Source organism: Dactylosporangium sp. NPDC051087 (assembly GCF_055586325.1).
In genome coordinates this window covers 69,689-95,408 of the sequence record NZ_JBVJIJ010000013.1, presented here as the reverse complement: position 1 = coordinate 95,408, position 25,720 = coordinate 69,689, and the positions used below count along the sequence as shown (strand labels likewise).

The 25,720-nt window shown below is 72.6% G+C and carries 26 protein-coding genes and 1 pseudogene; 11 read left to right on the top strand and 16 right to left on the bottom strand.

Translation table 11 applies throughout. The annotated features are described in order from the left end of the window. Positions 1–57 precede the first annotated feature (57 nt). Positions 58–573: a shikimate kinase gene (locus ACZ6TV_RS25005; protein WP_465299666.1), complete on the top strand. Its 516-nt coding sequence runs from the start codon at positions 58–60 to the stop codon at positions 571–573. A gap of 162 nt (positions 574–735) precedes the next feature. Here ACZ6TV_RS25005 and pdxR read toward each other — a convergent pair whose 3' ends face one another. Then, positions 736–2,127 carry a MocR-like pyridoxine biosynthesis transcription factor PdxR gene (gene pdxR / locus ACZ6TV_RS25000; protein WP_465299665.1) on the bottom strand — a complete coding sequence of 464 codons (1,392 nt, stop codon included), beginning with the start codon at positions 2,125–2,127 and terminating at the stop codon, positions 736–738. 46 nt (positions 2,128–2,173) lie between these two features. Between pdxR and ACZ6TV_RS24995 the strand changes: the two genes are divergently transcribed. Both ACZ6TV_RS24995 and ACZ6TV_RS24990 read left to right on the top strand, forming a co-directional pair. Then, entirely contained in the window at positions 2,174–3,451 is a 1,278-nt protein-coding gene (locus ACZ6TV_RS24995) for an FAD-binding oxidoreductase (protein WP_465299664.1), read from the top strand. Further along, the gene (locus ACZ6TV_RS24990; RefSeq protein WP_465299663.1) at positions 3,448–3,999 is read left to right on the top strand and encodes a dihydrofolate reductase family protein; all 552 of its coding nucleotides are present in this window, start codon (positions 3,448–3,450) and stop codon (positions 3,997–3,999) included. Before ACZ6TV_RS24995 ends, ACZ6TV_RS24990 begins: the two co-directional genes overlap by 4 nt. On the opposite strand, the gene ACZ6TV_RS24985 is transcribed toward ACZ6TV_RS24990, so the two are convergent. The 8 genes and pseudogenes from ACZ6TV_RS24985 to ACZ6TV_RS24950 form a co-directional block, all read right to left on the bottom strand. Beyond that, complete coding sequence (locus ACZ6TV_RS24985; RefSeq protein WP_465299662.1) at positions 3,996–4,667, bottom strand: transglutaminase-like domain-containing protein; 672 nt, start codon at positions 4,665–4,667, stop codon at positions 3,996–3,998. The genes ACZ6TV_RS24990 and ACZ6TV_RS24985 overlap by 4 nt on opposite strands. Further along, entirely contained in the window at positions 4,664–5,821 is a 1,158-nt protein-coding gene (locus ACZ6TV_RS24980; RefSeq protein ID WP_465299661.1) for an acyl-CoA dehydrogenase family protein, read from the bottom strand. Before ACZ6TV_RS24980 ends, ACZ6TV_RS24985 begins: the two co-directional genes overlap by 4 nt. Position 5,822: 1 nt before the next feature. Continuing rightward, positions 5,823–6,197, bottom strand: coding sequence for an ectoine synthase (locus tag ACZ6TV_RS24975; RefSeq protein ID WP_465299660.1), 375 nt, complete (start codon positions 6,195–6,197; stop codon positions 5,823–5,825). Between the two features lie 4 nt (positions 6,198–6,201). Continuing rightward, complete coding sequence (locus tag ACZ6TV_RS24970) at positions 6,202–6,480, bottom strand: hypothetical protein (protein WP_465299659.1); 279 nt, start codon at positions 6,478–6,480, stop codon at positions 6,202–6,204. Continuing rightward, positions 6,477–7,679, bottom strand: coding sequence for an AMP-binding protein (locus tag ACZ6TV_RS24965; protein WP_465299844.1), 1,203 nt, complete (start codon positions 7,677–7,679; stop codon positions 6,477–6,479). The genes ACZ6TV_RS24970 and ACZ6TV_RS24965 overlap by 4 nt, the downstream gene beginning before the upstream one ends. Before the next feature lie 112 nt (positions 7,680–7,791). After that, positions 7,792–8,115 (bottom strand): annotated as a pseudogene (locus ACZ6TV_RS24960) (AMP-binding protein); the annotation flags it as partial. Next, entirely contained in the window at positions 8,112–9,176 is a 1,065-nt protein-coding gene (locus ACZ6TV_RS24955; protein WP_465299658.1) for a DMT family transporter, read from the bottom strand. The pseudogene ACZ6TV_RS24960 and the gene ACZ6TV_RS24955, both read right to left, overlap by 4 nt. After that, the gene (locus tag ACZ6TV_RS24950) at positions 9,173–10,540 is read right to left on the bottom strand and encodes a TrpB-like pyridoxal phosphate-dependent enzyme (RefSeq protein ID WP_465299657.1); all 1,368 of its coding nucleotides are present in this window, start codon (positions 10,538–10,540) and stop codon (positions 9,173–9,175) included. The genes ACZ6TV_RS24955 and ACZ6TV_RS24950 overlap by 4 nt, the downstream gene beginning before the upstream one ends. A gap of 170 nt (positions 10,541–10,710) precedes the next feature. On the opposite strand from ACZ6TV_RS24950, the gene ACZ6TV_RS24945 reads away from it, so the two are divergent. From ACZ6TV_RS24945 to ACZ6TV_RS24930, 4 genes are all read left to right on the top strand, one after another. Continuing rightward, complete coding sequence (locus ACZ6TV_RS24945; protein ID WP_465299656.1) at positions 10,711–11,199, top strand: GNAT family N-acetyltransferase; 489 nt, start codon at positions 10,711–10,713, stop codon at positions 11,197–11,199. A gap of 96 nt (positions 11,200–11,295) precedes the next feature. After that, positions 11,296–12,300, top strand: a complete 1,005-nt coding sequence (locus tag ACZ6TV_RS24940; protein WP_465299655.1) for an ABC transporter ATP-binding protein — start codon at positions 11,296–11,298, stop codon at positions 12,298–12,300. Beyond that, a complete protein-coding gene (locus ACZ6TV_RS24935; protein ID WP_465299654.1) occupies positions 12,297–13,082 on the top strand; it encodes an ABC transporter permease in 786 nt (261 codons plus the stop codon). The genes ACZ6TV_RS24940 and ACZ6TV_RS24935 overlap by 4 nt, the downstream gene beginning before the upstream one ends. Positions 13,083–13,084: 2 nt before the next feature. Then, complete coding sequence (locus ACZ6TV_RS24930; protein ID WP_465299653.1) at positions 13,085–13,870, top strand: ABC transporter permease; 786 nt, start codon at positions 13,085–13,087, stop codon at positions 13,868–13,870. 61 nt (positions 13,871–13,931) lie between these two features. Here the strand turns inward: ACZ6TV_RS24930 and ACZ6TV_RS24925 are convergent, their stop codons facing one another. Next, positions 13,932–14,615, bottom strand: coding sequence for an NUDIX hydrolase (locus ACZ6TV_RS24925; RefSeq protein WP_465299652.1), 684 nt, complete (start codon positions 14,613–14,615; stop codon positions 13,932–13,934). An 80-nt stretch (positions 14,616–14,695) separates the two neighbouring features. On the opposite strand from ACZ6TV_RS24925, the gene ACZ6TV_RS24920 reads away from it, so the two are divergent. From ACZ6TV_RS24920 to ACZ6TV_RS24910, 3 genes are all read left to right on the top strand, one after another. Next, positions 14,696–15,811 carry an SPFH domain-containing protein gene (locus ACZ6TV_RS24920; protein ID WP_465299651.1) on the top strand — a complete coding sequence of 372 codons (1,116 nt, stop codon included), beginning with the start codon at positions 14,696–14,698 and terminating at the stop codon, positions 15,809–15,811. Positions 15,812–16,074: 263 nt separating this feature from the next. Further along, positions 16,075–16,980 (top strand): hypothetical protein, encoded by a 906-nt coding sequence (locus ACZ6TV_RS24915; protein ID WP_465299650.1) that lies wholly within the window; start codon positions 16,075–16,077, stop codon positions 16,978–16,980. Between the two features lie 26 nt (positions 16,981–17,006). Then, the gene (locus ACZ6TV_RS24910; RefSeq protein ID WP_465299649.1) at positions 17,007–18,059 is read left to right on the top strand and encodes a hypothetical protein; all 1,053 of its coding nucleotides are present in this window, start codon (positions 17,007–17,009) and stop codon (positions 18,057–18,059) included. 4 nt (positions 18,060–18,063) lie between these two features. On the opposite strand, the gene ACZ6TV_RS24905 is transcribed toward ACZ6TV_RS24910, so the two are convergent. The 3 genes from ACZ6TV_RS24905 to ACZ6TV_RS24895 all read right to left on the bottom strand — a co-directional run bounded on the left by ACZ6TV_RS24905 (position 18,064) and on the right by ACZ6TV_RS24895 (position 20,249). Beyond that, positions 18,064–18,450: a nuclear transport factor 2 family protein gene (locus ACZ6TV_RS24905; protein WP_465299648.1), complete on the bottom strand. Its 387-nt coding sequence runs from the start codon at positions 18,448–18,450 to the stop codon at positions 18,064–18,066. 90 nt (positions 18,451–18,540) lie between these two features. Then, on the bottom strand, positions 18,541–19,167 hold the full coding sequence (locus ACZ6TV_RS24900; protein WP_465299647.1) for an FMN reductase: 627 nt from the start codon (positions 19,165–19,167) through the stop codon (positions 18,541–18,543). Beyond that, entirely contained in the window at positions 19,164–20,249 is a 1,086-nt protein-coding gene (locus ACZ6TV_RS24895; RefSeq protein ID WP_465299646.1) for an LLM class flavin-dependent oxidoreductase, read from the bottom strand. The genes ACZ6TV_RS24900 and ACZ6TV_RS24895 overlap by 4 nt, the downstream gene beginning before the upstream one ends. A gap of 131 nt (positions 20,250–20,380) precedes the next feature. Between ACZ6TV_RS24895 and ACZ6TV_RS24890 the strand changes: the two genes are divergently transcribed. Then, entirely contained in the window at positions 20,381–20,707 is a 327-nt protein-coding gene (locus ACZ6TV_RS24890) for a TfoX/Sxy family protein (protein WP_465299645.1), read from the top strand. A 284-nt stretch (positions 20,708–20,991) separates the two neighbouring features. Here ACZ6TV_RS24890 and ACZ6TV_RS24885 read toward each other — a convergent pair whose 3' ends face one another. The 3 genes from ACZ6TV_RS24885 to ACZ6TV_RS24875 all read right to left on the bottom strand — a co-directional run bounded on the left by ACZ6TV_RS24885 (position 20,992) and on the right by ACZ6TV_RS24875 (position 25,638). Next, on the bottom strand, positions 20,992–22,032 hold the full coding sequence (locus ACZ6TV_RS24885) for a LacI family DNA-binding transcriptional regulator (RefSeq protein ID WP_465299644.1): 1,041 nt from the start codon (positions 22,030–22,032) through the stop codon (positions 20,992–20,994). A gap of 97 nt (positions 22,033–22,129) precedes the next feature. After that, the gene (locus ACZ6TV_RS24880; RefSeq protein ID WP_465299643.1) at positions 22,130–23,428 is read right to left on the bottom strand and encodes a DUF1996 domain-containing protein; all 1,299 of its coding nucleotides are present in this window, start codon (positions 23,426–23,428) and stop codon (positions 22,130–22,132) included. After that, entirely contained in the window at positions 23,425–25,638 is a 2,214-nt protein-coding gene (locus tag ACZ6TV_RS24875) for a discoidin domain-containing protein (RefSeq protein ID WP_465299642.1), read from the bottom strand. The genes ACZ6TV_RS24880 and ACZ6TV_RS24875 overlap by 4 nt, the downstream gene beginning before the upstream one ends. Between the last annotated feature and the right edge of the window lie 82 nt (positions 25,639–25,720).

Here is a 25,720-nt window from a genome sequence, read left to right as displayed (position 1 = left end):
ATGAGATGCGCCTCAAGGAAGGTGTGCGGGCCGGGGCACTCGGCGTACGTTCGATCGATGCGTCGGGTGTCGGTGGTTGGCAACTCGGGTTCCGGCAAGTCGACCCTCGGCCGCGCCCTCGCGGCGCGCCTCGGCGTGCCGTTCGTGGAGCTCGACGCGATCCACCACCTCGCGGACTGGGAGCCCATCGACGTCACCGTGTTCCGCAGGACCGTCGCCGGGCTGGCCGGCGGCGACGGCTGGGTGATCGACGGCAACTACAGCGCCGTCCGCGACCTGGTCTGGGCGCGGGCGGACACCGTCGTCTGGTTCGACCTGCCCCGCCGCACCGTCATCCGCCAGCTGCTGTGGCGCACGATCCGCCGCGGCGTCACCCGCGAGCCGCTGTGGAACGGCAACCGCGAGACGCTCGGCGGCCTGTTCCGCCTCGACCCGCAGAAGTCCCTGCTGCGCTGGGCCTGGACCCGTCACAGCGTCTACCAGGAGCGCTACACGACCGCCTCGGCCGAGCGCGAGGACCTCACCTTCATCAGGATCACCTCACGCCACGACGCCGCCCGCCTGCTCGGCTGAGCGTGCGGCAGCGCCGGCCCGGTCCGCTCACATCGCGGCCACGACGGCCGCCGGGACCCGAGACAGGCTGGTGGTCGCGGCCTGCCGGTTCGCCTGTGCGAGGGACTTGGGCAGCACGGCTGCCATTCGTTGTGCAGACCTTCACCGCGCCTGAGGCAGACGTCAGCGGGCCAGGTCGGTCAGCGCGGCGGCGAGGATGGTGACGGCCTCCTCGATGGCGGGTTCGGACAGGTGGCCGTAGCCGAAGAGCAGGCCCGGCGGGCCGGGGGCGAGGCGGTACCGGCCGACCCCGAACACCGCGAGTCCCCTCGCCAGCGCGGCCGCCTCCACCGCGGGCTCGGGCAGGTCGGGTGGGAGCCAGGCGACGAGGTGCTGGCCGGCCGCGATGCCGACCGGGCGTAGCTGCGGGAGGTGCCGGGCGAGGGCGGCCAGGAGGGTGTCGCGGCGGCGGCGGTACAGCGGGCGCATCCGGCGCAGGTGGCGGTCGAGCTCGCCGTGGGTGAGGAAGTCGGCGAAGGTGAGCTGGTCGAGGGCCGGGGAGCCGCGGTCGGCGAGGATCTTCGCCTCGATGACCGGGGCGACGAGCCGGGGCGGCAGGACCATCCAGCCGAGCCGCAGGCCGGGCGCGAGGGTCTTGCTGGCGGAGCCGACGTAGACGACCCGGTCCGGGGCGAGGCCCTGCATGGCGCCGACGGCGGCCCGGTCGTAGCGGTACTCGGCGTCGTAGTCGTCCTCGACGATCAGCGCGTCGTGGTCGGCGGCCCAGCGGATCACGGCGGTGCGGGCGGGTGCGGGCAGGACGCCGCCGGTCGGCCACTGGTGCGACGGGGTGAGCACGAGCGCGTCGGCGGCCACCGCGGTGAGGGCCGTGACGTCGATGCCGTCGGGGCCGGCGGGGACGCCGGTCACGGTCATGCCGGCGGCGAGGGCCAGGGGGCGGGCGTCGTCGTCGCCGGAGGGGTCCTCGACGGCGAGGCGGGTGGCGCCGGCCGCGCGGAGCACCTGGATCAGCAGGTTCGCGGCCTGGGCGTAGCCGGCGCAGACGACGATCGTCTCGGGGCGGGCGTCGGTGCCGCGGACCCGGTTGAGGTATTCGGCGAGGGCGGCGCGCAGCTCGGGGGTGCCCTGGCCGCTGGTGTAGCCGAACCGGTCGAAGGGCGCGGTCGTCAGCACCCGCCGGACGGAGCGCAGCCACGCGGCGCGGGGGAAGCGGGACACGTCGGTGCGGCCGTAGCCGAAGCTGATCCGGGCCTGCGGCGCGACGTCGGGCGGTGGTGCGGCCGTGGGCGCCGGTCCGGTGGCGATCGTGGTGTACCCGCCGGAGCGGCCGGTCAGGTAGCCCTCGGCGGTCAGCTGCTCGTACGCCGTGACGACCACGCCACGGGAGACGCCCAGCGACGCGGCGAGCGCCCGGCTGGACGGCAGCGCGCTGCCCACGACGAGCCGGCCGCCGCGGATGCCCGCCCTGATCGCCGCCTCCAGCTGGCGGTGCAGCGGCCCGCCGGCCGGGTCGAGCGTGACGAGCAGCTCCGGATTGGTCCTCTCACGGGCCACGTAAACGGACCTTACCGCAGGGTCCAATCCGCGTGAAGCTGAGTGCATGACGACGACAGGAACAGCAGAGGTGCTCCGCCCCGGGGACCGCGGCTACGACGAGGCCCGGCAGGTGTGGAACGCGATGTTCGACCGCCGGCCGGCGATGATCGTGCGGTGCCGGTCGGTCCAGGACGTGGCCGCCGCCGTCCGCTCCGCCCGGGAGCGCGGCCTGGAGGTGTCGGTGCGGTGCGGCGGGCACAGCGCGGCAGGCTTCGGGGTCACCGACGGCGGCATGATGATCGACCTGACGCCGATGGGGCGGGTGAGCGTCGACCCGGTGCGGCGGCGCGCGTCCGTGCAGGGCGGCGCGCTGCTCGGCGCGCTCGACGACGCCTCGCAGCGGCACGGCCTGGCGACCACGGCGGGCAACGTGTCGCACACCGGGGTCGGCGGCCTCACCCTCGGCGGCGGGATGGGCTGGCTCGCCCGGCGGTACGGCCTCGCCTGCGACAACGTGCTGTCCTACGACCTCGTCACCGCCGCCGGTGAGGTGCTGCGGGTGCGCGACGGCGAGCTGTTCTGGGGGCTGAAGGGCGGCGGCGGCAACTTCGGGATCGTCACCGGGTTCGAGTTCGCGCTGCACGACACCGGCACGTCGGCGCTCGTCGTGGAGGCCGTGTTCACCGGCGACGCCCGGCACGCGGCGATGCGCCGGTGGCGCGACGAGCACCTCACCGCGCCGCGGCAGGCGACGTTCACCGCGTCCAGCGGCCCCGGCACCCTCACCCTCGGCTACGTCTGGGTCGGTCCCGGTTCCTACTCGCCGGCGTTCCTCCAGGGCGGCACCGTGACCCGGCAGCCCATGTCGTACCTGCGGCTGCAGCGCCGCGACGACACCTCGGGCCGGCACGCGCTGCGCCGGTACGGCCGCTCGCACTACCTCAAGTCGATGCCCGACGCGGCCGTCGACGCCTTCATCGCCGCCGGCGAGCACTGCGGCGCGGGCCTGCAGGGGTACGGCGGCGCGATCGCCGACGTGCCGCAGGACGCGACCGCGTTCGGCCACCGCGACACCATGTTCGAGTTCGGCGCCGGCACCTCCTGGACCGACCCCGCGCAGGACGACGCCCGCCGGGCGGCGGCGCGGGCCGCGGCGGCGCTGCTCGAGCCGTTCTCCGGCGGCGTCTACGTCAACTCGCTGGGCGACGAGGGCGCGGCGGGGGTGCGCCGGGCGTACCCTCCGGCGAAGCTGGCCCGGCTGACCGCGCTCAAGGACCGCTACGACCCGGACAACGTCTTCCACCTGAACCAGAACATCAAGCCCTCGAAGGACGCGTCATGAGCAAAATCGTCGTGCACATGCAGACCACGCTCGACAACAGGATCGCCACCGAGGACGGCACGTTCTGGGAGCCGTTCGGCTGGGGCGAGCAGGAGCAGGCGCACATCAACGACTGGTACCGCGGTGCCGGGACGTGGGCGATGAGCCGCGTCATGTACGACGCGATCGTCCCCTGGTGGGAGGAGGTCGCCGACGGCCGCGTCCCGGCCGGCGCGGGCGCCCTGACCCCCGCCGACCACGAGTTCGCCACGCTGCTGCGGGCGATGCGCAAAGTGGTCTTCACCGGCGACCCCGCGTTCGGCGCCGCGCCGGTGCTGCGCGGCGACCTCGCACCCCAGCTGGCGGCGCTGGAGGGCGACGTCATCCTCTCCGCCGGGCCGGCCACCCTGGCGCCGCTGTGGCCGGTCGTCGACGAGGTGCTCCTCGCCGTCCACCCGGTCGTCCTCGCGTCGGGGCCGGACCTGTTCACCGTGCCGCTGTCGCTGGCGCACCTGTCCACGACCACGTTCCCGAGCGGCATCCAGGTCGTCCGGTACGCCGTCGGCTAAGGCGCCTCGGCGGCCAGCGAACCGGACGGGGTCGTGGCGGCGGCGGACAGGAACTTCGGATGCTTGCCGCGCATGGTCGAGATGACCAGGTCGTACGGCACGTCGTCGAAGTCGCCGTGGAACTCGAGGAACTCCATGTGCCGGTTGCCGTCGCCGTCGAACGGGTGGTGGAGGCTGTCGGCGCGGCCGTCGAACTCCAGCGGTGCCATGCCGTACAGCTTGCACAGCAGCTTGTTGAACACCGGCGTGGCCCTGACCCACCGCCCGTCCAGGTACACGGTGGTCAGGCTGTGGAAGAACACGTCACCGCCGACAAGGTCGCGCAGCCGGGGCGAGGCGAGATGGTTGCGCACGTCGGCGTACGTGACGCGGCTGGGGATGCCGGCCGCGCGCGCCACGGCCGCGTACACGACGGCCTTGTGCATGCAGAAGCCGCGGCCGCGGCCGATGACGGCGCTCGCGGTCAGGCCTTCCCGGCTCAGGTCGGCGTGGTAGACGTCGTACAGGATGCCGTCGCGGACGGCGTAGTACAGCCGGACCGCCCGGTCGACGTCGGTGGCGCCCTCGTCCAGGCCGGCCAGGGCCCTGGCGACGAAGCCGGCGACCGCCGGGTGATCGTGGTCCAGGAAGGCCGTGGGCCCGGTGAGTGCCGCCAGGTCCGCCGTCATGACACCTCCAGGGGGCGGTTCAGGCCCATCAGGGCGGCGAGCCGCTCCCGCTGGATCTCCGACGTACCGGAGTAGATCGTGCCGGACACCGAGTTGCGCAGCTCCTGCTCCAGCCCGTACTCCGTGGTGTAGCCGTAGCCGCCGAAGATCTGCACGGCGGCGAGGGCGGACCGCACGTTGGCCTCGCTGACGACCAGCTTGGTGCGGGCGACGTCGGCGGTCACGCTGCGGTTGGCGGCCAGCTTCCGGGCCGTCGCGTAGAGCCACATCCGCGCGGTCTCCACATCGGTGCCCATGTCGACGATCCGGTGCGAGATCGACTGGTAGCGGCCGATGTGCTGGCCGAACTGCCGCCGGGTGCGGGCGTAGGCGACGCAGCGGTCGAGCCGGTGCTGCATCTCGCCGAGGTTGACGACGAAGCCGCAGAGGATCTCCCACTGCATCACCGCGTCGAGGATGAGCAGGCCGGCGCCCTGCGAGCCGACCATGTTCGCGCGGGGCACCCGCACGTCGTCGAGGAACAGCTCGGCCAGCGGCGACGTGCGCAGCCCCAGCTTGCCGACCGGCTGCCCGACGCTGAGCCCGGGCGTGCCGCGCGGCACCAGGAAGGTGCTGATCGCCGCCGGGTTGCCGAGCTTGCCGGTACGTGCGTAGACGAGCACGACGTCGGCGATCGGCCCGTTGCTGACGAACGCCTTGCTGCCGTTGAGGACGAAGTCGTCGCCGTCGGGCACCGCCGTGGTCCGCATCGGGGTGATGTCCGAGCCGCCCGCCGGCTCGGTGACGGCGTGCGCCCCGATGACGCTGCCGGCGCAGACGTCCGGCAGGTACCGCTGCTTGAGCTCCGCCGACCCGAACCGGTGCAGGGCCACCCCGGTGCTGACCAGGTGGGTGACCACCGAGAAGCTCAGGCCCCCGTCGCGGCACGCCGTGCCGAGGGCCTCCAGGGCGTACATCGTGGTCGGCAGGTCCTGGGCCAGCCCGCCGTACCGCTCGGCGAACGGCAGCCCGAACAGTCCGAGCTCGGCGAGCCGCTTCCAGCCCTCGGCGTCGAAGATGCCCGCCGCGTCGCGTTCGGCGTGGTCCGTGCCCAGGGTCGCGGCGACCGCGAGCACGGCGTCGTGCAGTTCCTGTTGTTCCCGGGACCAGGCCATGTCAGTACTGGGAGAACTCGTCGGAGTCCAGCGAGTGCGTCTCGTCGCCGGTCAGCGGCGGGTTGAAGACGCTGATCAGCTCGAGCTCGCTGTCCGGGTCGGCGATGAGGAAGTGCGCGTCGTGCACGTCCAGGGCGTAGATGACGCCGGGGGTGAGCTCGTACTCCTGGCCGTCCGCGGTGATCACCCGTCCCGTGCCGCGGATGCACAGGCAGGCCTCCAGGTGCCGGCGGTACTGCAGCCGCGACTTGGTGCCCGGGCGCACCGTGGTGTGGCAGACGGTGAAGCCCATCTTGTCGGCCTCGAGCAGGTAACGGCGGCTCAGGCCGTTGCCCCAGTCGACCGTCTTGGCCTGACTCTGGTCCCGGACGATCATGGTCTCACTCCTTCACTGCCGCGACGGCGTCGCTGACCTGGGTGTTACGGGTGATGAAGCTGTCGACCGCCGCCACCGAGCGGAAGTCGTCCGGGTTCAGGTCGATCTGGTCGAGGGCGATCGCGTACCGCTCGCTGACCCAGCCGACCAGCTGCAGCAGGCTGAGGCTGTCGATGACGCCGTTGTCCAGCAGGTCGTAGTCGGCCGGCAGCTCCCCGGCGGGGGTCCCGGGCAGGTACTGCGTGACGAGGTACTCGCTGATCTCGCGTTCCTGGGTGGTCATGTCGGCTCCTTCTGCAGTTCCGTCTTGAGGCGGGCGCGGTCGACCTTGCCGGTGACCCCGACCGGCAGCGGGTCGCTGCGCAGGTCGAAGACCGCGGGGATGGCGGCCCGGGTGAGGCGCTGCGCGCACCAGGTGCGCACCTGCAGGCCGGTCAGCCCGGCGTCGCGGGGCCGCAGGACCGCGGAGATCCTGGCCCCGGCCGCGGCGTCGGGCAGCGCGACGACGGCGGCCTCGGCGACCCCGGGGTGGGCGAGCAGGACCTGCTCGACCTCCTCGAGGCTGACCCGCACGCCGCGGACCTTGACCTGGAAGTCGGTGCGCCCGACCAGCACGAGCCGGCCGCGGTCGTCGCGGGTGACCAGGTCACCGGTGCGGTACCAGCCGCGGCCGCCGCGGACCGGGAACCGGTCGCCGGCCAGGTACCCGACGGCCTGGAACGGCGTCGACACCACCAGCTCACCGGTGCCGGGCCCGTCGAACGGCTCCCCGTCGTCGCCGGCCAGGTGGGCCAGGACCCCGGGCAGCGGCGCCCCGAGCGGGAGCAGCGCACCGTCGCGGGCCTCGTCCGCGCCGAACGAGTGGATGAAGCTGTCGTTGGTCTCGGTGCAGCCGTACACGTTGTGCAGGATCGCCCCGGGGAACAGCTCCGGCAGGGCGGCGCGCAGCGTGGGCGGCGTGTGGTCACCGGTCAGCACCACGTGCCGCACGTCCGGCACGGCCCGCCCGCCGCCCGCCGCGGACACCAGCAGCCGGTAGAACATCGGCACGGCCTGCACCACGTGCGGCCGGGCGCCGCTCACGAGGTCCATCAGGTACGCGGGGTGCACGGCCCGGTCGGGGTCGACGAGCACGACGGTGCCGCCGTGGCTCAGGGTGGCCCACACGTCGAGCAGGCTGAGGTCGAAGTTCAGCGGTGCGTGGCTGAGCACCCGGGTGCCGTCGCCCAGCTCGAACACGCCGGCGGCCCAGGCGGTGAAGCGGGCGACGGCCGCGCCGGGCAGCGGCACGATCTTCGGTACGCCGGTCGAGCCGGACGTGGTCAGCAGCAGGCACGTGCCCGGCGGCAGGCCGGGCGCGGGGGGGGGGGGGGGGGGGGGGGGGGGTGGGGGGGGGGGGGGGGGGGGTTTGTGGGATGCGGTTAGATCGGAGTGGGGCAAACAGAAGCGGTGGACCCGGGGAAGGACCGTCCGCGCCGGCACCGGTGCCGGCACTGGCGGGTGCCGGGGCCCAGTCGAAGGCGCCTTCGCCGGTCGCGGTGGCGACGCCGGCGCAGCCGGCCCGCTCGACCAGGCTGCCGGCCACCTGGGCGCCGAGGTCGACGGAGAGCAGCAGCACGGGCCGGGCGGCGGCGAAGCAGGCCAGGATCAGGGCGATCGTCTGCGGCGACTTCGCCGCGCGGACTGCGATCGGCTGCCCGGCCGGCAGGCCGAGCCCGTCGAGGGCGGTGCCGGCGGTCCGGCTCGCCGCGACGAGCCCGGCGTAGCTGGTCGCGCCGCCGTCGTGCAGCACGGCGGCGCGCTCGGGCGCCCGCCGGGCCGCGGCGTGCACGGCGTCGGCCACGGACCGGCCGGTGTGCGCGGTGCCGGGTCCGGACTCACCGGTGTCCACGGTGCCGGCCAGTGGCTGGCCCGTCATAACTTCTCCCGGGTGGCGGGTGCGGCTGCCGCGACCGGCGGCTGCGAGGTGTGCCGCCGCGCCCCGCCGCCGGGTGGTTCCGCAGCACCGGCCGCGTCGCCGGACGGCGCCGTCTCACCGGCCGCCTCACCAGCCGTCTCACCGGCCGTCTCACCGGCCGCGTCGCCGGACGGTCGCCGCCACGCGCCGGGCCGCAGCTGGTCCTCGCCGAGCAGGATGCTCGCCACGATCACCACGCCGCCGACCAGCACGTTCCAGGTGATCGCCTCGCCGAGGAACGCCGCGCTGAGGATCAGGCTGATGAACGGGACCAGGTAGTTCACCGCGGAGGCGCCGGTCGCGCCGATGTCGGCGATCAGCCGGTTGTAGAGGACGTACGCCAGGCCGGTGCCGAACACGCCGAGCGACACGATGCTCAGCACCACGTGCCAGCCGACCGACGACGGGGTGTGCCAGCCGAGGAACGGCTGCAGCACGGCGAGCAGCACCGTCGCGACGAGGGTCTGGGCCGTCGCCGACGAGATCGGCGGGATGCCCCGGTCGGACAGGAACTTGCGGACGAACACGGCGTGCGCGGCGTAGATCCCGGCGACGGCCAGGCAGGCCAGCTGGCCGCCGATCGTGCCGCCCAGCTCGGACCACGGCGCCATCACCAGCACGATCCCGGCGAACCCGAGGACCACCCCGGCCGTGCGCCGCGCCGTCGCCCGCTCGCTGCGCAGCTGCACGGTGGCCAGCGCGAGGGTCAGCAGCGGGGTGGCCGCGGTGAGCACCCCGGCCATCGAGGCGCTGGTGCGCTGCTCGCCCCAGGCCAGCAGCAGGAACGGGGCGACCATGCCGAGCACGGTGGTCACGGTGATGTGCACCCACACGAACCCGAACCGCGGCAGCCGGGACCGGGTGACCGCGGCGATGAGCACCAGGACCACCGAGCCGAGGACCAGCCGGCCCAGCACCTGCTGGCCCGGGCTCAGCTCCTCACCGGCCAGCTTGATCAGCGGGTAGCTGGAGCCCCAGATGACCCCCAGGGCGAGGAACTGCAGCGCGCTGAGCCCCTTCACGACGCCGCTCCGGCCAGCACCGGGATACTGTTGCGCCCGATCTCCAGGGCCTGCGGGTCGATGCTGTCGTCGGCGAGGGCACCGCCGAGGTACCGCTCGTAGGCGCTGAGGTCGAAGTTGCCGTGCCCCGAGAGCCCGAACAGGATCGTCCTGGTCACGCCCTCCTCACGGGCGCGCAGCGCCTCGTCGACCGCGGCGCGGATCGCGTGCGTCGACTCGGGCGCCGGCACGATGCCCTCGGTCCGGGTGAACAGCACCCCCGCCTCGAAACAGTCCCGCTGCCGCAACGCGACCGCCTCCATCAGACCCTCCTCGACGACCCGGCTGACCAGCGGGGCGATGTTGTGCGCCCGCAGGCCACCGGCGTGCACGGGCGGCGGCACGAACTTGTGGCCCAGCGTGTGCGTCCGGGTCAGCGAGGTGAGCCCGGCGGTGTCGGAGAAGTCGTACGCGATCCGCCCCTGCGTCAGCGACGGGCACGCGGCCGGTTCCGCGGCGACCAGCCGTACCCGCGGACCACCCCGCAACTGCGCGCGCAGGAACGGGAACGCCAGCCCGGCGAGGTTGCTGCCGCCGCCCGCGCACGCCACCACGACGTCCGGGTAGTGCCCGGCCCGCTCCATCTGCGCGATGGCCTCCTGACCGATGACCGTCTGGTGCGCGCACACGTGGTTCAGCGCGCTGCCGCGCGTGTAGCCCCAGCGGGGGTCGGAGAACGCGACCTGCAGCGCCTCCGACTTGGCGACGCTCAGGCTGCCCGGGAAGTCCGGGTTCTCCTCGAGCACCGCGCGCCCGGCGGCGGTCTCCGGGCTCGGGCTCGGCGTGCAGCTCGCCCCGAACATCTGCATCAGCGACCGGTGGTGCGGCTTCTGCTGGAAGCTCACCCGCACCATGAAGACCTTGGCCCGCATGCCGAACAGCGACGCGGCGAACGAGATCGCGCTGCCCCACTGCCCGGCGCCGGTCTCGGCGATCAGGCCCGTCTTGCCGGCGCGCTGGTTGTAGTACGCCTGCGGGATCGCCGAGTTGGGCTTGAAGCTGCCGGTCGGGCCGACCCCCTCGTACTTGAAGTAGATCCGCGCCGGGGTGTCCAGCTCCTTCTCCAGGTTGCGGGCCCGGATCAGCGGGGTGGGCCGCCACTGCGCGTAGAACTGCCGCACCTCGCCCGGGATCTCGAACTCGGGCTCCCGGCTGAGCTCCTGGTCGACCAGCGCCTCCGGCATCGTGCGCAACATGTCGTCGCGGGTCACCGGCTCGCCCGTGGCCGGGCTCAACGCCGGCGCCACGTAGTCGAGGTCGGCGGCCATGTTGTACCAGGTCTCGGGTATCTCCGACGGGCTGAGCTCGAAACGTACCGCCTCCATCGAGGCCGCCTCTCTAGGCATCGGGCTACGAGTCGCGGTGGCCACGCCCCGAAGTCGCCGCCGACCGCATCATGGTCAGCACCGGACCCATCGCCGAGGTAGGGATTGCGGCCAATGTTTAGGGGAAGCCCCAGTGCCCACCCGGACGGTCACATGCCACCGTGACCGCCATGATTCGTGAAGCCACCGCCGGCGACCTCGGCCTGCTGCACTCGCTCGTGCACGGCATGGCCGAAAGTGAAGGGGCCACCGACCAGATCAGCACCGACGAGGACGAGCTCGGCCGGGCGCTGTTCGGGCCGGCACCCGTCGCCTGGGCGCACCTCGCGGTCGACGACGAGACCGGCGACGTCGTCGGCTACACCCTGTGGGCGCTGGTCTACAGCACCTGGCGCGGCACCGCGATCCACATCGACGACATCTACATCCGCGAGGACGCCGCCGGCACCGGCGTCGACACCGCCCTGCTGAGCGCCGTGGCCTCGGTCTGCGCCGAGCGCGGCTACCGCCACATGCAGTGGTGGGGGCGGCCGACCAACGAACCCACCGCCGCGTACTACCGCTCGATCGGCGCCGAGATCCCCTCCGTGCTCGGCGAGGACATCGCCGTCTACCGGCTCACCGGCGCCCCGCTCGCCGACCTGGCCAAGCAGGCCTGACCGGCACGGGCAGGACCGCCACAAAGATCGCGGCAAGATCGTCACGGCCGGAAAACGGGTTAATGCGGGTCGCGAAGAAATACTAGGCTCGCCGATGTGGCACTTGTGGAGGCACGGCAACTGACCAAGGTCTTCCGCAGGCCGGACAAGGATTCTGGGCTGCGGGGAGCCGTCAAACATCTCTTCGTGCGGCGGTTCGTCGACAAGACGGCCGTCGACCACGTGGACCTGACGATCGAGGCGGGTGAGGCCGTCGCCTACGTGGGGCCGAACGGCGCCGGCAAGTCGACGACCGTGAAACTGCTCAGCGGCATCCTGGTGCCCACCTCCGGTGAGGTGCGCATCGACGGGCTGTCGCCGCAGAAGGACCGCATCGCGATGTCACACAGGATCGGGGTGCTGTTCGGGCAGCGGACCCAGCTGTGGTGGGACCTTCCGGTGTCGGAGTCCCTGGCGGTACTGCGCGACGTCTACGGCATCGACCACGGCACGTACCGCAAACGCATGGCCAGGTTCGAGGACGTCCTGGAGCTCGGGGAGGTGCTGCCGGTCCTCGGCCGGAAGCTGTCGCTCGGGCAGCGGATGCGGGCCGACCTCGCCGCGGCGCTGCTGCACGACCCGCCGGTCGTCTACCTCGACGAGCCGACGATCGGGCTCGACCTCGCCGTGAAGGACCGGGTGCGGGAGTTCTTCCGCGCCGTGCGCGACGAGGGCACCACCGTCATGCTGACCAGCCACGACCTCGGCGACATCGAGGGCTTCTGCCGGCGGCTGGTCATCATCGACGAGGGCCGGATCATCTTCGACGGCGACCTGGAGGCCGTGAAGGACGCGTTCGCCCGCGAGCGGATCCTCAACGTGCAGACCGAGACCGCCGTGCCGCTGGAGGCCGTCCGCGCCGCGCTGCCCGGCGCCACGATCGAGGCCGGGGACACGCCGCTGCAGCTCGCGGTGCGCTTCGACCGCTTCACGATGACCGCCGGGCACGTCGTCGCCGCGCTCGCGCCGCTGGCCAACCTCGTCGACTTCGGCGTCGACGAGCCGTCCATCGAGGACGTCATCCGGCGGGTGTACTCGGGCGAGCTGGTGCTGCAGCCGTGAAGCCCTACCTCGCCCACGCCAGGGCCGCGGCGCTGAGCGCCCTGGCGTACCGCGGCAACTTCCTGATGTCCCTCGGCGGCGTCGCGTTCCAGCTCATCGCGCTGCTCGCCGTGTGGCGGGTGCTGCTCGCCGACGGGCCGATCGGTGGCTTCACCTGGCCGCAGATGCGGGCCTACCTGGTGGTCGCGTTCGCCTCCGGCGCTCTCGTCGGCACCTTCGTCGACTTCCGCATGTCGCACCGGATCAAGACCGGGCTCGTCGCGCTGGACCTGGTCAAGCCCGTCGACTATCAGCGGGCCAGGTTCGCCGAGACGGCCGGCGGCGTGTGGATCGAGCTGGTCGCCGTCACGTTCGTCGTCAGTGTGACCGTCGCCGTCGGCGGCGCCCTCGACATGCCGCCGGGGCCGATGCTGGCGCTGTTCGCCGGCAGCATGGTCCTGATCGTGCCGCTGAAGTTCGCGGTGTCCTACCTGAGCACCCTCGCGTGCTTCTGGACGGAGAACTTCGTCGGCGTGCTGTGGGCCCGGCAGGCGATCACCGGCCTGCTGTCCGGGGCGCTGGTGCCGCTGGTTTACTTCCCGGGCTGGCTGGCCACGGCGGCGCAGTGGTCACCGTTCGCGGGACTGACCTCCACGCCCGCGCTGATCTTCATCGGGCAGGCCAGCGGCACCCACGCGGTCCTGCTGGTGGCCACCCAGCTCGGGTGGGTGCTGGCGATGTGGTTCGGCGCCCGGCTGCTGTTCCGGCGGGGGCTGCGCCGGCTGACCGTGAACGGGGGCTGAGCATGCGCACCGTCCGGCTCTACGTCCGGCTGCTCGGCGCGCACATGCGCTCGCTGCTGGAGTACGAGAGCGACTTCTGGATCATGATGGCCGGCACGGTCGTCATGCAGGTCGTCAACGTCGCGTTCCTCGCGGCGATCTTCGCGAAGGTCCCGCACATCAACGGCTGGTCGTTCTGGGCGGTCGTGGCGATGTTCGCGATGGTGGCGATCGCCGAGGGGGTCGGCTCGCTGTTCTTCGAGGGCATGTGGAACCTGGCCTGGCAGATCAACCAGGGCGACCTCGACTACATGATGGTCCGCCCCTACCCGATCGTGCTGCAGGTCAGCAGCATGCAGATCGGGGTCAACGGGCTGTCCAACATCGTCACCGGCGGGCTGATGCTCGGCTTCTCCCTCGCGCACCTGGGCGTCGACTGGTCCGCGGGGCGGGTCGCGCTCGCGGTGCTCGTCCTGCTGTCCGCGATCGTCGTCAAGGTCGCCATCAACCTCGCGACCAACTCGGTGTCCTTCTGGATGCAGAGCCCGAGCCCGATGTTCGCGTTCGCGGTGCACCAGGTCGGCGACCTCGCCCGCTTCCCCCTGTCGATCTACCCGCTGGCGCTGAAGGCGGCGCTGGGCTTCGCGCTGCCGTTCGCGTTCGTCAGCTTCTTCCCCGTCTCGCTGCTGGTCGGCGGCGGCTCGGCGTGGGTGGGGCTGCTGACCCCGCTCGTCGCCGTCTACTGCGCCGCCGTCGCCTGGTTCGTCTTCTCACGGGGACTGCGCCGCTACGAGAGCGCCGGCAACTAAGGCGCGTTTGGTCAGTGGGGTCGGACCCGCCGCAGCCCGGCATCCACTGACCAGACACGCCTTAGCGGCCCTGGTCCCGTCGCAGCAGCGGCGGGTACAGCACGGGGGCCGCCCCACGCGTGAACAGCTGCGCGGGGCGGCCCCGCTCGCCGGCGGTGGACCGGCCCGTCGCCTCGACGAACCCGTCGGTGGACGTCACCTTCCGGTGGAAGTTGCGGGGGTCGAGCTTCGTGGCCCACACGGCCTCGTACACCTGCCGCAGCTCGGCGATCGTGAACTCCGGCGGGCAGAACGCCGCCGCGAGGGGCGTGTACTCGAGCTTCGACCTGGCCCGCTCGACCCCGTCGGCGAGGATGCGCTCGTGGTCGAACGCGAGCGGCGGCAGCCCCTCGACCGGCACCCAGTCCGCGGCGGCCGCGTCGCTGCCCGCCCGCGGTGACGGCGCGTCGGGCACCAGGGCGAGGTAGGCGACGGTGACCACCCGCCCGCGCGGGTCCCGGCCGGGCGTGCCGTAGCTGCCGAGCTGCTCCAGATGGCCGGCGGCCGCCGCCGCTCTGGGCACCCCGGTCTCCTCGACGAGCTCGCGTTCGGCGGCGTCGCCGAGGTCCTCCTCGGGCAGCACGAAGCCGCCGGGCAGCGCGTGGCCACCCTCGTACGGCGGGATCGCCCGGCGGATCAGCAGCACGCTGAGCGCGCCGTCGCGGATCGTCAGCATCACCAGGTCGACGGTCACGGCGAACGTCATGTATTTATCACCACATTGACGAGAAAGTGTGACGACGTATATCGTCAAGTCGACGATAACTCATCCGGGGAGGCGCCGACATGGCTGACGTGACCACCCGCTTCTTCCTGCGCCACCTGCGCGGCGCGCCGACCTCGTGGGTCCGCCACCACGTCAAGGGCAAGGTGCGGCACGAGGGCATTGGCCAGTCGTTCTACTACCGGCCGCTGACCGCCGTGCTGTCCGAGGTGCCCGTCGACGACCGCGAGCTGCCGCTGCTGTTCCACGCGCGGACCGCCGACTTCGCCGACGTCACGGTGCAGGCGACGGTGACCTACCGGATCAGCGCCCCCGACGTGGCGGCGTCCCGGCTCGACTTCTCCGTCGACCCGAGGGCCGGCACGTGGCGCGCGCAGCCGCTCGACCAGGTCGCCACCCTCCTCGCCGAGCTGGCCCAGCAGCCCGCCCTCGACCTGCTGGCGCGGCTGTCGCTCACCGACGCGCTGACCGCCGGGATCGCCCCGGTCCGCGAGGCGGTCGCGGAGGCGCTGAGCGGCGACCCGCGCCTCACCGACACCGGCGTCAGCGTCGTCAGCGCCCGCGTCGTCGCGATCCGCCCCGAGCCCGACCTGGAGCGGGCCCTGCAGACCCCGACCCGGGAGGCGGTGCAGCAGGACGCGGACCGGGCCACCTACGCCCGCCGGGCCCGCGCCGTCGAGCAGGAGCGCGCGATCGCGGAGAACGAGCTGCAGAGCAAGATCGAGCTGGCCCGGCGCGAGCAGCAGCTGGTCGAGCAGCACGGCGCCAACGCCCGCCGCAAGGCCGAGGTCGACGCCGCGGCGGCCCTGGTGGCGGCGCAGGCCGTGGCGGAGCGGGAGCAGGTCGCGGCGACCGCCGCCGCCGAGCGCTCGAAGGTCACGGCGCTCGCCGACGCCGAGCGTGCCCGGCTCACCGCCGCCGCCGAGGCGGACGCCGACCGGGCCCGCACCGAGGCGCGGGCCGAGGGGGTCCGGGCCGTCGGGCTCGCCGAGGCCGAGGCGGAGGCCGCGCGGCTCGCGGCCTACCGGGACCTGGCGCCCGCCGTCCTGCAGGCCCTCGCGCTGCGCGAGCTCGCCGGGAACCTGCCCGAGATCGGCCAGCTCACGGTCACCCCGGACGTGCTGACCGGCCTCGTCGACCGGCTCGGCGGCGGCCGCTCGATCGGCGGCGCGGCATGATCGCCGTCTCGAGCCGGACCGTGATGGCCCGCCGCTGGTCCGCGCTGCACCGCTCCCTGGGCGCCCGCCACCGCCGCACCGTCCGGCGCCGCCCGGCCTGACCAGACCTGCCCCGTGATCCGCGACGGCCGCACAAGGTCTTCCGGATCACGGGGATGCCGCACCCGTAGCCGCACAGGGTCTTCCGGATGCCGCACCCGCAACCGCACGGACTCTTCCGGATCACCGGGGCAGACATCGGAGAGGACACCCGTCATGAGCGCATGGGCAGGGCCGTCGTGAGCACCCTCGCTCCTCGCGTGGTGCTGGTGTCGCGGCGCAGCGAGCTCGACGAGCTCCTCGCCCGGCACGGCACCCGCGCCGCCGCCGCGTATTTCCTGCGCCAGCGCGGCCGCGACCTCGACGACGTCGCCGCCCGGCACGCCGCGCAGCAGGCGGCGCTCACCGCCGCCGGGGCGGCCGTGCCCGCCGACTGGCGCCGCGGGCACCTCGACCGCGCCGACCTGTCGCGGTTCCTGTTCGCGCCGGAGGACGTCATCGTCGCCGTCGGCCAGGACGGCCTCGTCGCCAACGTGGCGAAATACCTGGACGGGCAGCCCGTGATCGGGGTCGACCCCGCACCCGACAGGAACCCGGGCGTGCTCGTACGCCACCCGCCGCAAGCGCTGCGGGGACTGCTGCGCGACCTGCCCGGCCTCCCGGTCCAGGACAGGACGATGGTGTCCGCGGCGCTCGACGACGGCCAGGAGCTCCTCGGCCTCAACGAGGTCTACTTCGGGCACGTCACGCACCAGTCGGCGCGCTACGTACTGTCCACATCGGACGGTTCGAGGGAGCGTCACTCCTCGTCCGGGGTGGTCGCCGGCACGGGCACCGGCGCCACCGGCTGGTGCTCCTCCATCGCCCGGCAACGCGCGGACGCGCCGCCCGCCCCGGCGCCCGGCGAGGCCGCGCTGACCTGGTTCGTCCGCGAGGCGTGGCCGTCCCCGGCGACCGGCGTCACGCTGACCACCGGCCGCCTCGACGGCGCCGGCACACTGGAGCTGACGAGCGAGGGCGAGGGCCTCGTCGTGTTCGCCGACGGCCTCGAGGCCGACCGCCTCGAACTGTCCTGGGGGCAGCGGGTCACCATCGGCGTCGCCGCCAGAAAACTGCGTCTCGTCATGTGACCTGCGGTGTGACACCATCTGCGGACATGATCCGTGAACGGCTGCACGACCACGCGGTGCTGCTGCACCGCCAGGGCAAGGACGACCCGCTGCCCGCAGGTGGCGAGCCGTTCCCCGACGATCAGCGCCCCCGCACCCCGATCGGCCGCGACGCCCGGCGCGTCGGCGCGGACGTCGCCGCCATCCTCGACGCGCACTTCGCCTCACCGGTCGCGGCGCCCAGAGCGCTCATCGGGGCGTTCGACAAGGTGTACGTGCCGGCGACCGACAACGAGCACGTGGCCGCCGCCGCGCTGCGCGCCGGGCGCAAACGGGTCCGCCGGACCGGCCGCTGGCTGGTGCGCTTCGGCGTGGACCGGCGCGAGGTGGCGGTCGGCCTGGCGCTGCTCGGCACCGAGGCGACCGTCTCCGACAAGGACATCGAGCTGATCCGCACGATCGGGCTGCTGTCCGCGGAGTTCGGCGCCCTGGCCGTCGAGTCGCTGCGCCACCGCGGCGACCCGGGCATCGAGGCGCTGCTGTGGCTCGCCGCGCGCACCACCGGCTGGGGCCGCGTGCACGCCGTCGAGGCGCTGTGCACCGTCGCCGTCCTGCCCGAGGTCCGCGACTGGCTGCTGCGGCACGCCTGCGCCGGCGACGACCTCGACGCGGTCACCGCGGGCGCGGTCGCGACCGCCGCGCACCTGCACGCCGCGATCATCGCCGACGAGGCCGACGACGAGCTCGTCGACCACACCGGGGCGCTGCTGCGGGCCATGGCCGACGGCTCCGGCCAGGGCACGACGCTCGCCGACTACCCGCCGGCCCGCTACGTCCTCGCCGCGTACGCGCGGCACCTGGCCCGGCAGAAGCCGACCTGGGCGCGGTACGCGACCGCCGCCGTCATCGCCGACCGGATCGCCCACCTGGAGCCGGAGGACCTCGGCTGCACGAAGAAGGAGCGGGAGCGGCTCGTCGAACGGTACGAGAAGATCCTCCGCCAGCGCCGCTGGCGGGCGACCGTCCCGCGCCGCAAGGTCAAGTCGTCGAAGGCGAAGGCCAGGTCCGCCGCCCGGCGCCGCGCGACCCGCCGCCGCTAGACGGTCAGGCCGGGATCCGTTCCGCGAGCGCCGCGCGGGACGGCGGGGCGGGGAACGGGGACGCGAAGTACTGGGTCTCGTGGGTGACCCGGCCGCCGGTGAGCTCCATGACGCTCACCGAGTGGGCCGGGACGCCGTCGTAGGTGATGACGACCTCGCTCACCCAGAGGGGCCCGCCGCCGCTGACGCGCAGGACGGTGAAGTGCCGGTCGGCGGGGTGGGCGCCGCGCTGGGCGGCGATCGTGGCGCGACCGCGGAAGCGTTCACCCGACTGGGGGTAGTCGAGGATCGCGTCGTCGGCGTAGATCGCGTGCTCCGCGTCGAGGTCGCCCGCCTCCGACGCGCGCCAGTGCTCCTCGATCGCGATCCTGGTCCGCCGGTCGGCATCCACGGGCCCGCCTCCGTCCGCTGGTCGTCAGCGCCCCGACCTGCCCCGTGCCGGGACGATCAACCGTCGTCCCGGCATCCGGCTCGGGGAGCGTCAGAGGCGCAGGTCGCCGGTGACCGCGCGGCCCTGCCCGGACAGGAGCGCGTCGAACGAGGTGGTCAGGGCGAACGGGTCCGCCACCACCGGCGACTCCCGGCGGCCGGCGAGGTCCGCGAGCTCCCGCCCGGCGCGGTCGATGCGCCGGTGCAGGGTCGCGTCGCCGCCGCCGGCCCAGTCCTCCGTCGCGGCGAACACCGCGGTCGGGGCCACCACCGCGTGCAGGTACGTGAACATCGGCCGCAGCGCGTGCTCCAGCGCGAGGGAGTGCCGGGCGGTGCCGCCGGTCGCGCCGAGCAGCACCGGCTTGCCGTCGAGCACGTCGTCGCCGAGGACGTCGAAGAAGGACTTGAACAGCCCGCTGTACGACGCGTTGAAGATCGGCGACACGGCGATCACCGCGTCGGCGGCCGCGACCGCGTCGAGGACGTCCTTGAGCGCGGGCGCGGGGAAGCCGGTCAGCAGGTGGTCGGTGATCGCGTGCGCGTGGTCGCGCAGCTCCACCACCCGCACGCCGGTGTCGGCGCCGAGCTCCCGGACGGTCGCGGCGGCGAGCCGGTCGGCGAGGAGCCGGGTCGACGACGGCTGGCCGAGCCCGGCGGCGATCACCACGAGCTGCTTCATGCGTCCACCTCCACGAGGGCGGCCTTCAGGGACTCGTGCGTCGGGGCGTCCGGCACGTGGGCGGGGCGGCCGACGGCGAACTCCTTGCGCAGCACGGGCACGACCTCCTCGCCGAGGATGTCGAGCTGCTCCAGGACCGTCTTCAGCGGCAGGCCCGCGTGGTCGAGGAGGAACAGCTGCCGCTGGTAGTCGCCGGCGTACTCGCGGAAGGACAGCGTCCTGTCGATGACCTCCTGCGGGCTGCCGACGGTCAGCGGGGTCTGCGCGGTGAAGTCCTCCATCGACGGGCCGTGCCCGTAGACGGGGGCGTTGTCGAAGTACGGCCGGAACTCCCGCTTGGCGTCCTGCGAGTTCTTGCGCATGAACACCTGCCCGCCGAGCCCGACGATCGCCTGGTCGGCGGAGCCGTGCCCGTAGTGCTCGAAGCGCTGCCGGTACAGCCCGACCATGCGCTGGGTGTGCTCCTTCGGCCAGAAGATGTGGTTGGCGAAGAAGCCGTCGCCGTAGTAGGCGGCCTGCTCGGCGATCTCGGGGCTGCGGATCGACCCGTGCCAGACGAACGGCGGGACCCCGTCGAGCGGGCGCGGGGTGGCCGTGAAGCCCTGCAGCGGGGTGCGGAAGTTGCCCTCCCAGTCCACCACGTCCTCCCGCCACAGCCGGCGCAGCAGCGCGTAGTTCTCCACCGCGAGGGCGATGCCGTTGCGGATGTCCTGGCCGAACCACGGGTACACGGGACCGGTGTTGCCGCGCCCCATCATGAGGTCCACCCGGCCGTCGGCCAGGTGCTGCAGCATCGCGTAGTCCTCGGCGATCTTCACCGGGTCGTTGGTCGTGATGAGGGTGGTCGCGGTCGACAGCTGCAGCCGGCTGGTCCTGGCCGCGATCCAGCCGAGCATGGTGGTCGGCGACGACGGCACGAACGGCGGGTTGTGGTGCTCGCCCAGCGCGAACACGTCCAGCCCGACCTCCTCGGCCTTCAGCGCGATCGTCACCATCGCCTTGACCCGCTCCGCGTCGGTCGGCACCCGGCCGGTCGTCGGGTCCTGAGTGACGTCACCGACGGTGAACACTCCGAACTGCATGTCACACGCTCCAAGCTTCCTCGGTCTGACAGGCACTGGAACATTGCTGCCGAGTCAAACATTCCGCCGGTGAACTATCGCATGGTGCGGACGCCCGCGATGTAACGCGGACCACGCTACGATCCGGCCTCATGGCCTACGACGAGACGCTCGCCGACCGGGTCCGCGACCGCATCGGCCACCGCCTGGGCGTCGCGGAACGCCGGATGTTCGGCGGCCTCGTCTTCCTCACCGAGGGCAACATGACCGTCGGCGTCACCGGCGACGACCTGCTCGTCCGCCTGGACCCCGACGCCGCCGCAACCGCACTGGACCGCCCCGGCGTCCGCCCCTTCGACGGCACGGGCCGCCCGATGCGCGGCTGGCTCGTCGTCTCCGGCGACGTCCTCGACGACCCCGACCTCGACGACTGGATCGACCGGGCCACCGCCTTCGCCCACACCCTGCCCCCGAAGTGACCCGCGGCCGTCACGACCACAACGGCGACGGCTGGACGAGGCCGGGACGCCCAGGTGCGGGACCGGGTAGTACCGCGGGGCCGGCGGAGACAGCGCCGCCACGCCGTCCGCGGAGCACGCGTTGACCAGCAGCGGCAGCGCGTCGGCGCCGACGTACCGCGTGATCCAGACCTGACGCAGCTCGCGGACCGGCCCGTCACAGACGCTGCACGACGTCGCCGGTGCACCCGCACGTCGGCCGGCCCAGGACAGTGGAGCTCATCGGGGCAGCCTGTCGAAGGCGGTCAGGCGGAGGCGCGGAGGATGAGCTCCGGGTTGAAGATGACGGAGCGTGGGGAGCGGCCGGGTTCGCGGATGCGGGTGAGCAGGAGCTGGGCCATCTCGCCGGCCATCTCCTCGACCGGCTGGCGGACGGTGCTCAGCTGGGGGTGGCACTCCAGGGCGGCGGTGCTGTCGTCGAAGCCGATCACGGCCACGTCGCCCGGGACGGTGCGGCCCGCCTCCTGGATGACGCGCAGCGCGCCGTCGGCCATCAGGTCGTTGGCGACGAAGATGCCGTCGACCTCCGGGTGGGAGGCGAGCAGGGCACGGGCCGCGCGTTCGCCGCCGCCGCGGGTGAAGTCGCCCTCGACGTAGGGGGCCTCGGCCTGGCCGTTGGCGGCGACCGCCGCACGGAAGCCGGCGAGGCGGTCCTGGGCGGCGGGCATGTCGAGGGGGCCGGTGATGGTGGCGATGCAGCGGCGGCCGAGGGCGGCGAGACGGTCGACGGCCATGCGGACGCCGGCGCGCTGGTCGACGTCGACGTAGCTGGTGTGCACGGGCTGGCCCGGGCGGCAGGACAGGACGCAGGGGACGCCGAGGTCGACGAGCTGGCCGGGTAACGGGTCGTCGACGTGGCTGGAGATGAGCAGGGCGCCGTCGACGTGGCCCTGGCGCAGGTAGCGCATGACGTGCTCACGCGCGGGCGGGTCGGCCAGGAAGATGACCAGGTGGATGCCGAGCGGGCGGAGAACCTCCTGCGCGCCCGCGGTGACCCGGCCCAGGTACGGGTCGGTGAACGTCCGGGTGAGGAACGGCGTCTCGTAGCCGCGGTTCTCCGGCTCGGACACCACGAGGGCGATCGAGTCGGTGCGCCGGGTCACGAGGGAGCGGGCCGCGAGGTTCGGCACGTAGCCCGTCGCGGCGATCGCCCGCTCGACGGTGCGCCGCAGCTCGGGGTCGACGGTCTGCACCCCGTTGATCACGCGGGAGACCGTGGCGCGGGACACCCCGGCGTAGTTGGCGACCTGCTCGAGGGTCGGTGGTCGCGTCTCGCTGCCCGTCATGAGTCTCACGGTAGATCGTGCCCCCGCGCGGTGAGAAAAGGGAGCCGTGGATGGACGGCAGCACAGGCACGTCCATCCACGGCCGGTTCCTGATTAACTACGCGCGCCCGTCGGCGCCGCACTTGACTTTCAGGCGGATGCAGTACGCGACCCGGCGCTCCATCTCGGCCTGCGGCCAGGCGTTGAAGAAGTCGCCGTGCATGGTGAACCCGGCACCCGAGCTGAGCCGGATGCGCGCCGGGTCACCGTTCACCGGGTACCGCAGGACCTGCCGCAACTTGGGCACCGCCACCGGGTGGGTGGACGGGCAGCCGCCGTTGACGGGGTAGGCCATGTGGCTCTTGTGGTCGGCCGAGTCCAGGTCACGCCCGTTCCAGCACTGCGGGAAGTCGAGGTACGACTCCAGCATCGAGTCGGCCGGGCAGTTGATGAAGTCCTTCCCCGCGCCGGACTCGTTGTGGTGCAGGCAGGACCAGCGGGAGATGGTGGTCGCGTCGGGTGCCGTCGCCTTCGCGTTGCCGGCGACGATCCGCAGCCCGAAGGGCAGCGGCTGGGTCTGCTCCCGCACGGCGTCGCTGACGCCTTCACCGAGGTAGTAGAAGGTGGTGATCACCGGCTCCTTCGCGACCCCGTCCTGGTACAGGGTGGGCACCCAGTACGAGGACTTGTCGACGGCCGGGTTGCAGTTGCTCGGGCCGTTGGCGAGGTCGTTGACCGTCGAGTTGCCGTTGGTGACGGTGCTGCCGAAGAAGCTGTGCATGTGCGACGCGCCGGGCAGGCCGGGGAAGACGATCGGGTCGTCCGGCAGCCGGTGACTGAACGGGCAGTCGGCGAGGAACTCCGCCACCCGGACGGCGCCCGGCGGGATGGTGGTCGGGTTGTTGGTGGGCGTCGACCCACCGGTCCCGAACACCTGGAACTCCCACAGCGACACGCCGTACTGCGTGGCCCGGCGGGTGGTGTTGAGCTTCACGTACCGGCCGGAACCGGACACGTTGAGCGTCTGCACCCCACCGGTGCCGTTGGTCGTGGTGTTGATCGTCGTCCACGAGGTGCCGTTGGCCGACGTCTGGATGGTGAAGTCGCGGGCGTACGCGGCCTCCCAGTTCAGCACCACCTTGGTGATCGTGGCCGGCGCGCCCAGGTCGACCTGCAGCCACTGCGGGTCACTGAACGCGCTCGACCACCGAGTGCCCCCGTTGCCGTCGACCGCGTTGGCCGCGGCCGACCCCCCGTTCTCCGCCGAGGAGGCCGTGACCGGCTTCCCCTGTGAGATCGGCGTCTCGGCGGCATCAGCGATGCCGCGGGTGGCGGCGTACGTACCGACCAGTGCGGTGAGCGCCAGCCCGATCGTCAGGCGACGGATCGAGCGCCTCCCCAGGACCCGGGCGCTCACTTGTAGACCCGCACGTAGTCGACGTACATCCGGGACGGGAACGGCGTGGTCGCGTCGATCGGACCAGGGAAGTCGCCGCCGACCGCCAGGTTGAGGATCAGGTAGAACTGGTGGTCGTAGACCCACGGGCCGCGGGTCGTCTCGACGGTGTCCTTGTTGGCGACCAGGATGACCTGGTTGTCGACGCGGAACGTCATCTTCTTGCTGTCCCACTCGGTCGAGTAGACGTGGTAGTCCAGCGACAGGTCGACCGTGGAGATCTTCTGGCCGTAGCCGCCGCCGCCGTTGTAGGCCGGCGCGTGCAGGGTCGAGTAGATCTCGTTGGTGTTGCGGCCGAGGATCTCCATGATGTCGATCTCGCCGTTGTACGGCCAGGGGCGGCCGGTCAGGAAGTCGGTGCCCATCATCCAGAACGCGGGCCAGAGGCCGTTGCCCTTCGGGACCTTGATCCGGGCCTCGACGCGGCCGTACTGGGTGGAGAACTTGTTGCTGGTGTTGATGCGGCCCGAGGTGTAGTCGCGGCCGCCGAGGGTCTGCTTGCGGGCCTCGATGACCAGCGAGCCGCCCTGGATGGAGGTGTTCTCCAGGTTCGTGTAGTACTGGATCTCACCGTTCTGGCCGGTGCCCGGGTCGATCGTCCACTTGGACGTGTCGACGTTGGTGCCGGTGTTGAACTCGTCCGACCACACCAGGTTGGTCGCCGGGAAGATCGGGTCGGCCGGGTTCGCCGGCGGCTGGACCGGCTGGCCGCCGGTGCCGTAGACCTTGAACTCCCACAGCGAGTAGCCGTAGCCGTTGGAGCGCTGCGTGCCGTACATCCGCACGTAGCGGCCGGAGCCGTTGACCGTGAGCGTCTCGCGGAAGCCCTTGCCGGTCGTGGTGGTGTAGATCGGCGTCCAGTTGACCGCGTCACCAGAGGTCTGGATCTGGTACGACACGGCGTACGCCGGGTCCCACTGCAGCACGACCTGCTTGATCTGCGCGGTCGCGCCGAGGTCGACGTAGATCCAGCCCGGGTCGACCCAGCCGTTCGTCGGGCTGGTCGCCCAGCGGCTCGCCGGGTCGTTGTCGAACGCCTTGTCCGGCGTGCACGGGTTGCAGTTGCTGTCGTTCTGCGAGGTCGACGCGACGGCCGGCTTCTTGTACGACAGCAGCACGTTGTTGCCGGGCTGGCTCGGGCTGTTGCTCGGCTGGCTCGGGCTGTTGCTCGGCTGGCTCGGGCTGTTGCTCGGGCTGCCGGGCACGTCGTTGGACGTCGACGGCACACCGTTGACGCGGACCTGGAACTCCCACAGCGAGTAGCCCCACTGGGTGGCCCGGGCGGTGCCGTTCATCCGCACGTAGCGGCCGGAGCCGCTGAGCACGAGCGTCTGCACGCCGCCGGTCGAGCCGGTCGCGGTGTGGATCGTCGTCCACGTGGTGCCGTTGGTCGAGACCTGGATCGTGTACGCGGTCGCGTACGCGGCCTCCCAGTTCAGGGTCACGCCACAGATCGCCTGCGTGGAGCCGAGGTCGACCTGGACCCACTGCGGGTCGCCGGCGGCGCTGGACCAGCGGGTGCCGAGGTTGCCGTCGAAGGCGGACGACGCGGGGGTGCCGGCGTTCTCCGTCGACGACGCGGTGGCGGGCTTGCCCAGGGCGGCATTGGCGGTGCTGCACTGGCCGGGCGTGGTGGAGCCGCCGTAGACCTGGAACTCCCACAGCGACACGCCGTACTGCGTGGCGCGGGCGGTGGTGTAGACCCGCACGTAGCGGGCGACGCCGCTGACGGGCAGGCTCTGGTTGCCGCCGGTCGAGGTGGTGGTGCTGTAGACGTTCGTCCAGGTCGACCCGTTGGCGGAGGTCTGGATCTGGTACGCCGTCGCGTACGCCGCTTCCCAGTTCAGGGCGACGCGGGTGAGGGTCTGCGTGGCGCCCAGGTCGACCTGGATCCACTGCGGGTCGCTGTAGGCGCTGGACCAGCGGGTGCCACCGTTACCGTCGGTGGCGCTGGTGGCGGGGGTGCCGGCGTTCTCGACGGACGACGCGGTGGTGGGCTTGCCCTGCGACAGCAGGGTCTCGGCGGCGTCGGCCCGGGTGACGACCACGACGATGTAGGTGCACAGCATCGCGGCCACCGCGGTGGCGATGGCGCCGGCGCGCAGGGTGCGCCGGCCGGTCGTAAATCGTGAGAGACGTCGATGGCCGGGGGCGGGTGCCGACCAAGGCATAGGAGCTCCATTCATGTCGCTCGGGTGACCAGTGTGTTGCGGAGGGATGAGAGAGCGCTCTCTCATCCGGTCACTGTGAACC

Excerpts from the sequence above, each read along its gene's own strand:
- ACZ6TV_RS24985 (WP_465299662.1), bottom strand. The coding sequence starts at position 4,667 with ATGACGGCGGACCTGGCGGCACTCACCGGGCCCACGGCCTTCCTGGAC.
- ACZ6TV_RS24930 (WP_465299653.1), top strand. The coding sequence starts at position 13,085 with ATGCGCACCGTCCGGCTCTACGTCCGGCTGCTCGGCGCGCACATGCGC.
- ACZ6TV_RS24945 (WP_465299656.1), top strand. The coding sequence starts at position 10,711 with ATGATTCGTGAAGCCACCGCCGGCGACCTCGGCCTGCTGCACTCGCTC.
- ACZ6TV_RS24920 (WP_465299651.1), top strand. The coding sequence starts at position 14,696 with ATGGCTGACGTGACCACCCGCTTCTTCCTGCGCCACCTGCGCGGCGCG.
- ACZ6TV_RS24975 (WP_465299660.1), bottom strand. The coding sequence starts at position 6,197 with ATGATCGTCCGGGACCAGAGTCAGGCCAAGACGGTCGACTGGGGCAAC.
- ACZ6TV_RS24890 (WP_465299645.1), top strand. The coding sequence starts at position 20,381 with ATGGCCTACGACGAGACGCTCGCCGACCGGGTCCGCGACCGCATCGGC.
- ACZ6TV_RS24900 (WP_465299647.1), bottom strand. The coding sequence starts at position 19,167 with ATGAAGCAGCTCGTGGTGATCGCCGCCGGGCTCGGCCAGCCGTCGTCG.
- ACZ6TV_RS24885 (WP_465299644.1), bottom strand. The coding sequence starts at position 22,032 with ATGACGGGCAGCGAGACGCGACCACCGACCCTCGAGCAGGTCGCCAAC.
- ACZ6TV_RS25005 (WP_465299666.1), top strand. The coding sequence starts at position 58 with ATGCGTCGGGTGTCGGTGGTTGGCAACTCGGGTTCCGGCAAGTCGACC.
- ACZ6TV_RS24875 (WP_465299642.1), bottom strand. The coding sequence starts at position 25,638 with ATGCCTTGGTCGGCACCCGCCCCCGGCCATCGACGTCTCTCACGATTT.
- ACZ6TV_RS24950 (WP_465299657.1), bottom strand. The coding sequence starts at position 10,540 with ATGGAGGCGGTACGTTTCGAGCTCAGCCCGTCGGAGATACCCGAGACC.
- ACZ6TV_RS24990 (WP_465299663.1), top strand. The coding sequence starts at position 3,448 with ATGAGCAAAATCGTCGTGCACATGCAGACCACGCTCGACAACAGGATC.
- ACZ6TV_RS24910 (WP_465299649.1), top strand. The coding sequence starts at position 17,007 with ATGATCCGTGAACGGCTGCACGACCACGCGGTGCTGCTGCACCGCCAG.
- ACZ6TV_RS24915 (WP_465299650.1), top strand. The coding sequence starts at position 16,075 with ATGGGCAGGGCCGTCGTGAGCACCCTCGCTCCTCGCGTGGTGCTGGTG.
- ACZ6TV_RS24995 (WP_465299664.1), top strand. The coding sequence starts at position 2,174 with ATGACGACGACAGGAACAGCAGAGGTGCTCCGCCCCGGGGACCGCGGC.
- ACZ6TV_RS24970 (WP_465299659.1), bottom strand. The coding sequence starts at position 6,480 with ATGACCACCCAGGAACGCGAGATCAGCGAGTACCTCGTCACGCAGTAC.
- ACZ6TV_RS24925 (WP_465299652.1), bottom strand. The coding sequence starts at position 14,615 with ATGACGTTCGCCGTGACCGTCGACCTGGTGATGCTGACGATCCGCGAC.
- ACZ6TV_RS24895 (WP_465299646.1), bottom strand. The coding sequence starts at position 20,249 with ATGCAGTTCGGAGTGTTCACCGTCGGTGACGTCACTCAGGACCCGACG.
- ACZ6TV_RS24980 (WP_465299661.1), bottom strand. The coding sequence starts at position 5,821 with ATGGCCTGGTCCCGGGAACAACAGGAACTGCACGACGCCGTGCTCGCG.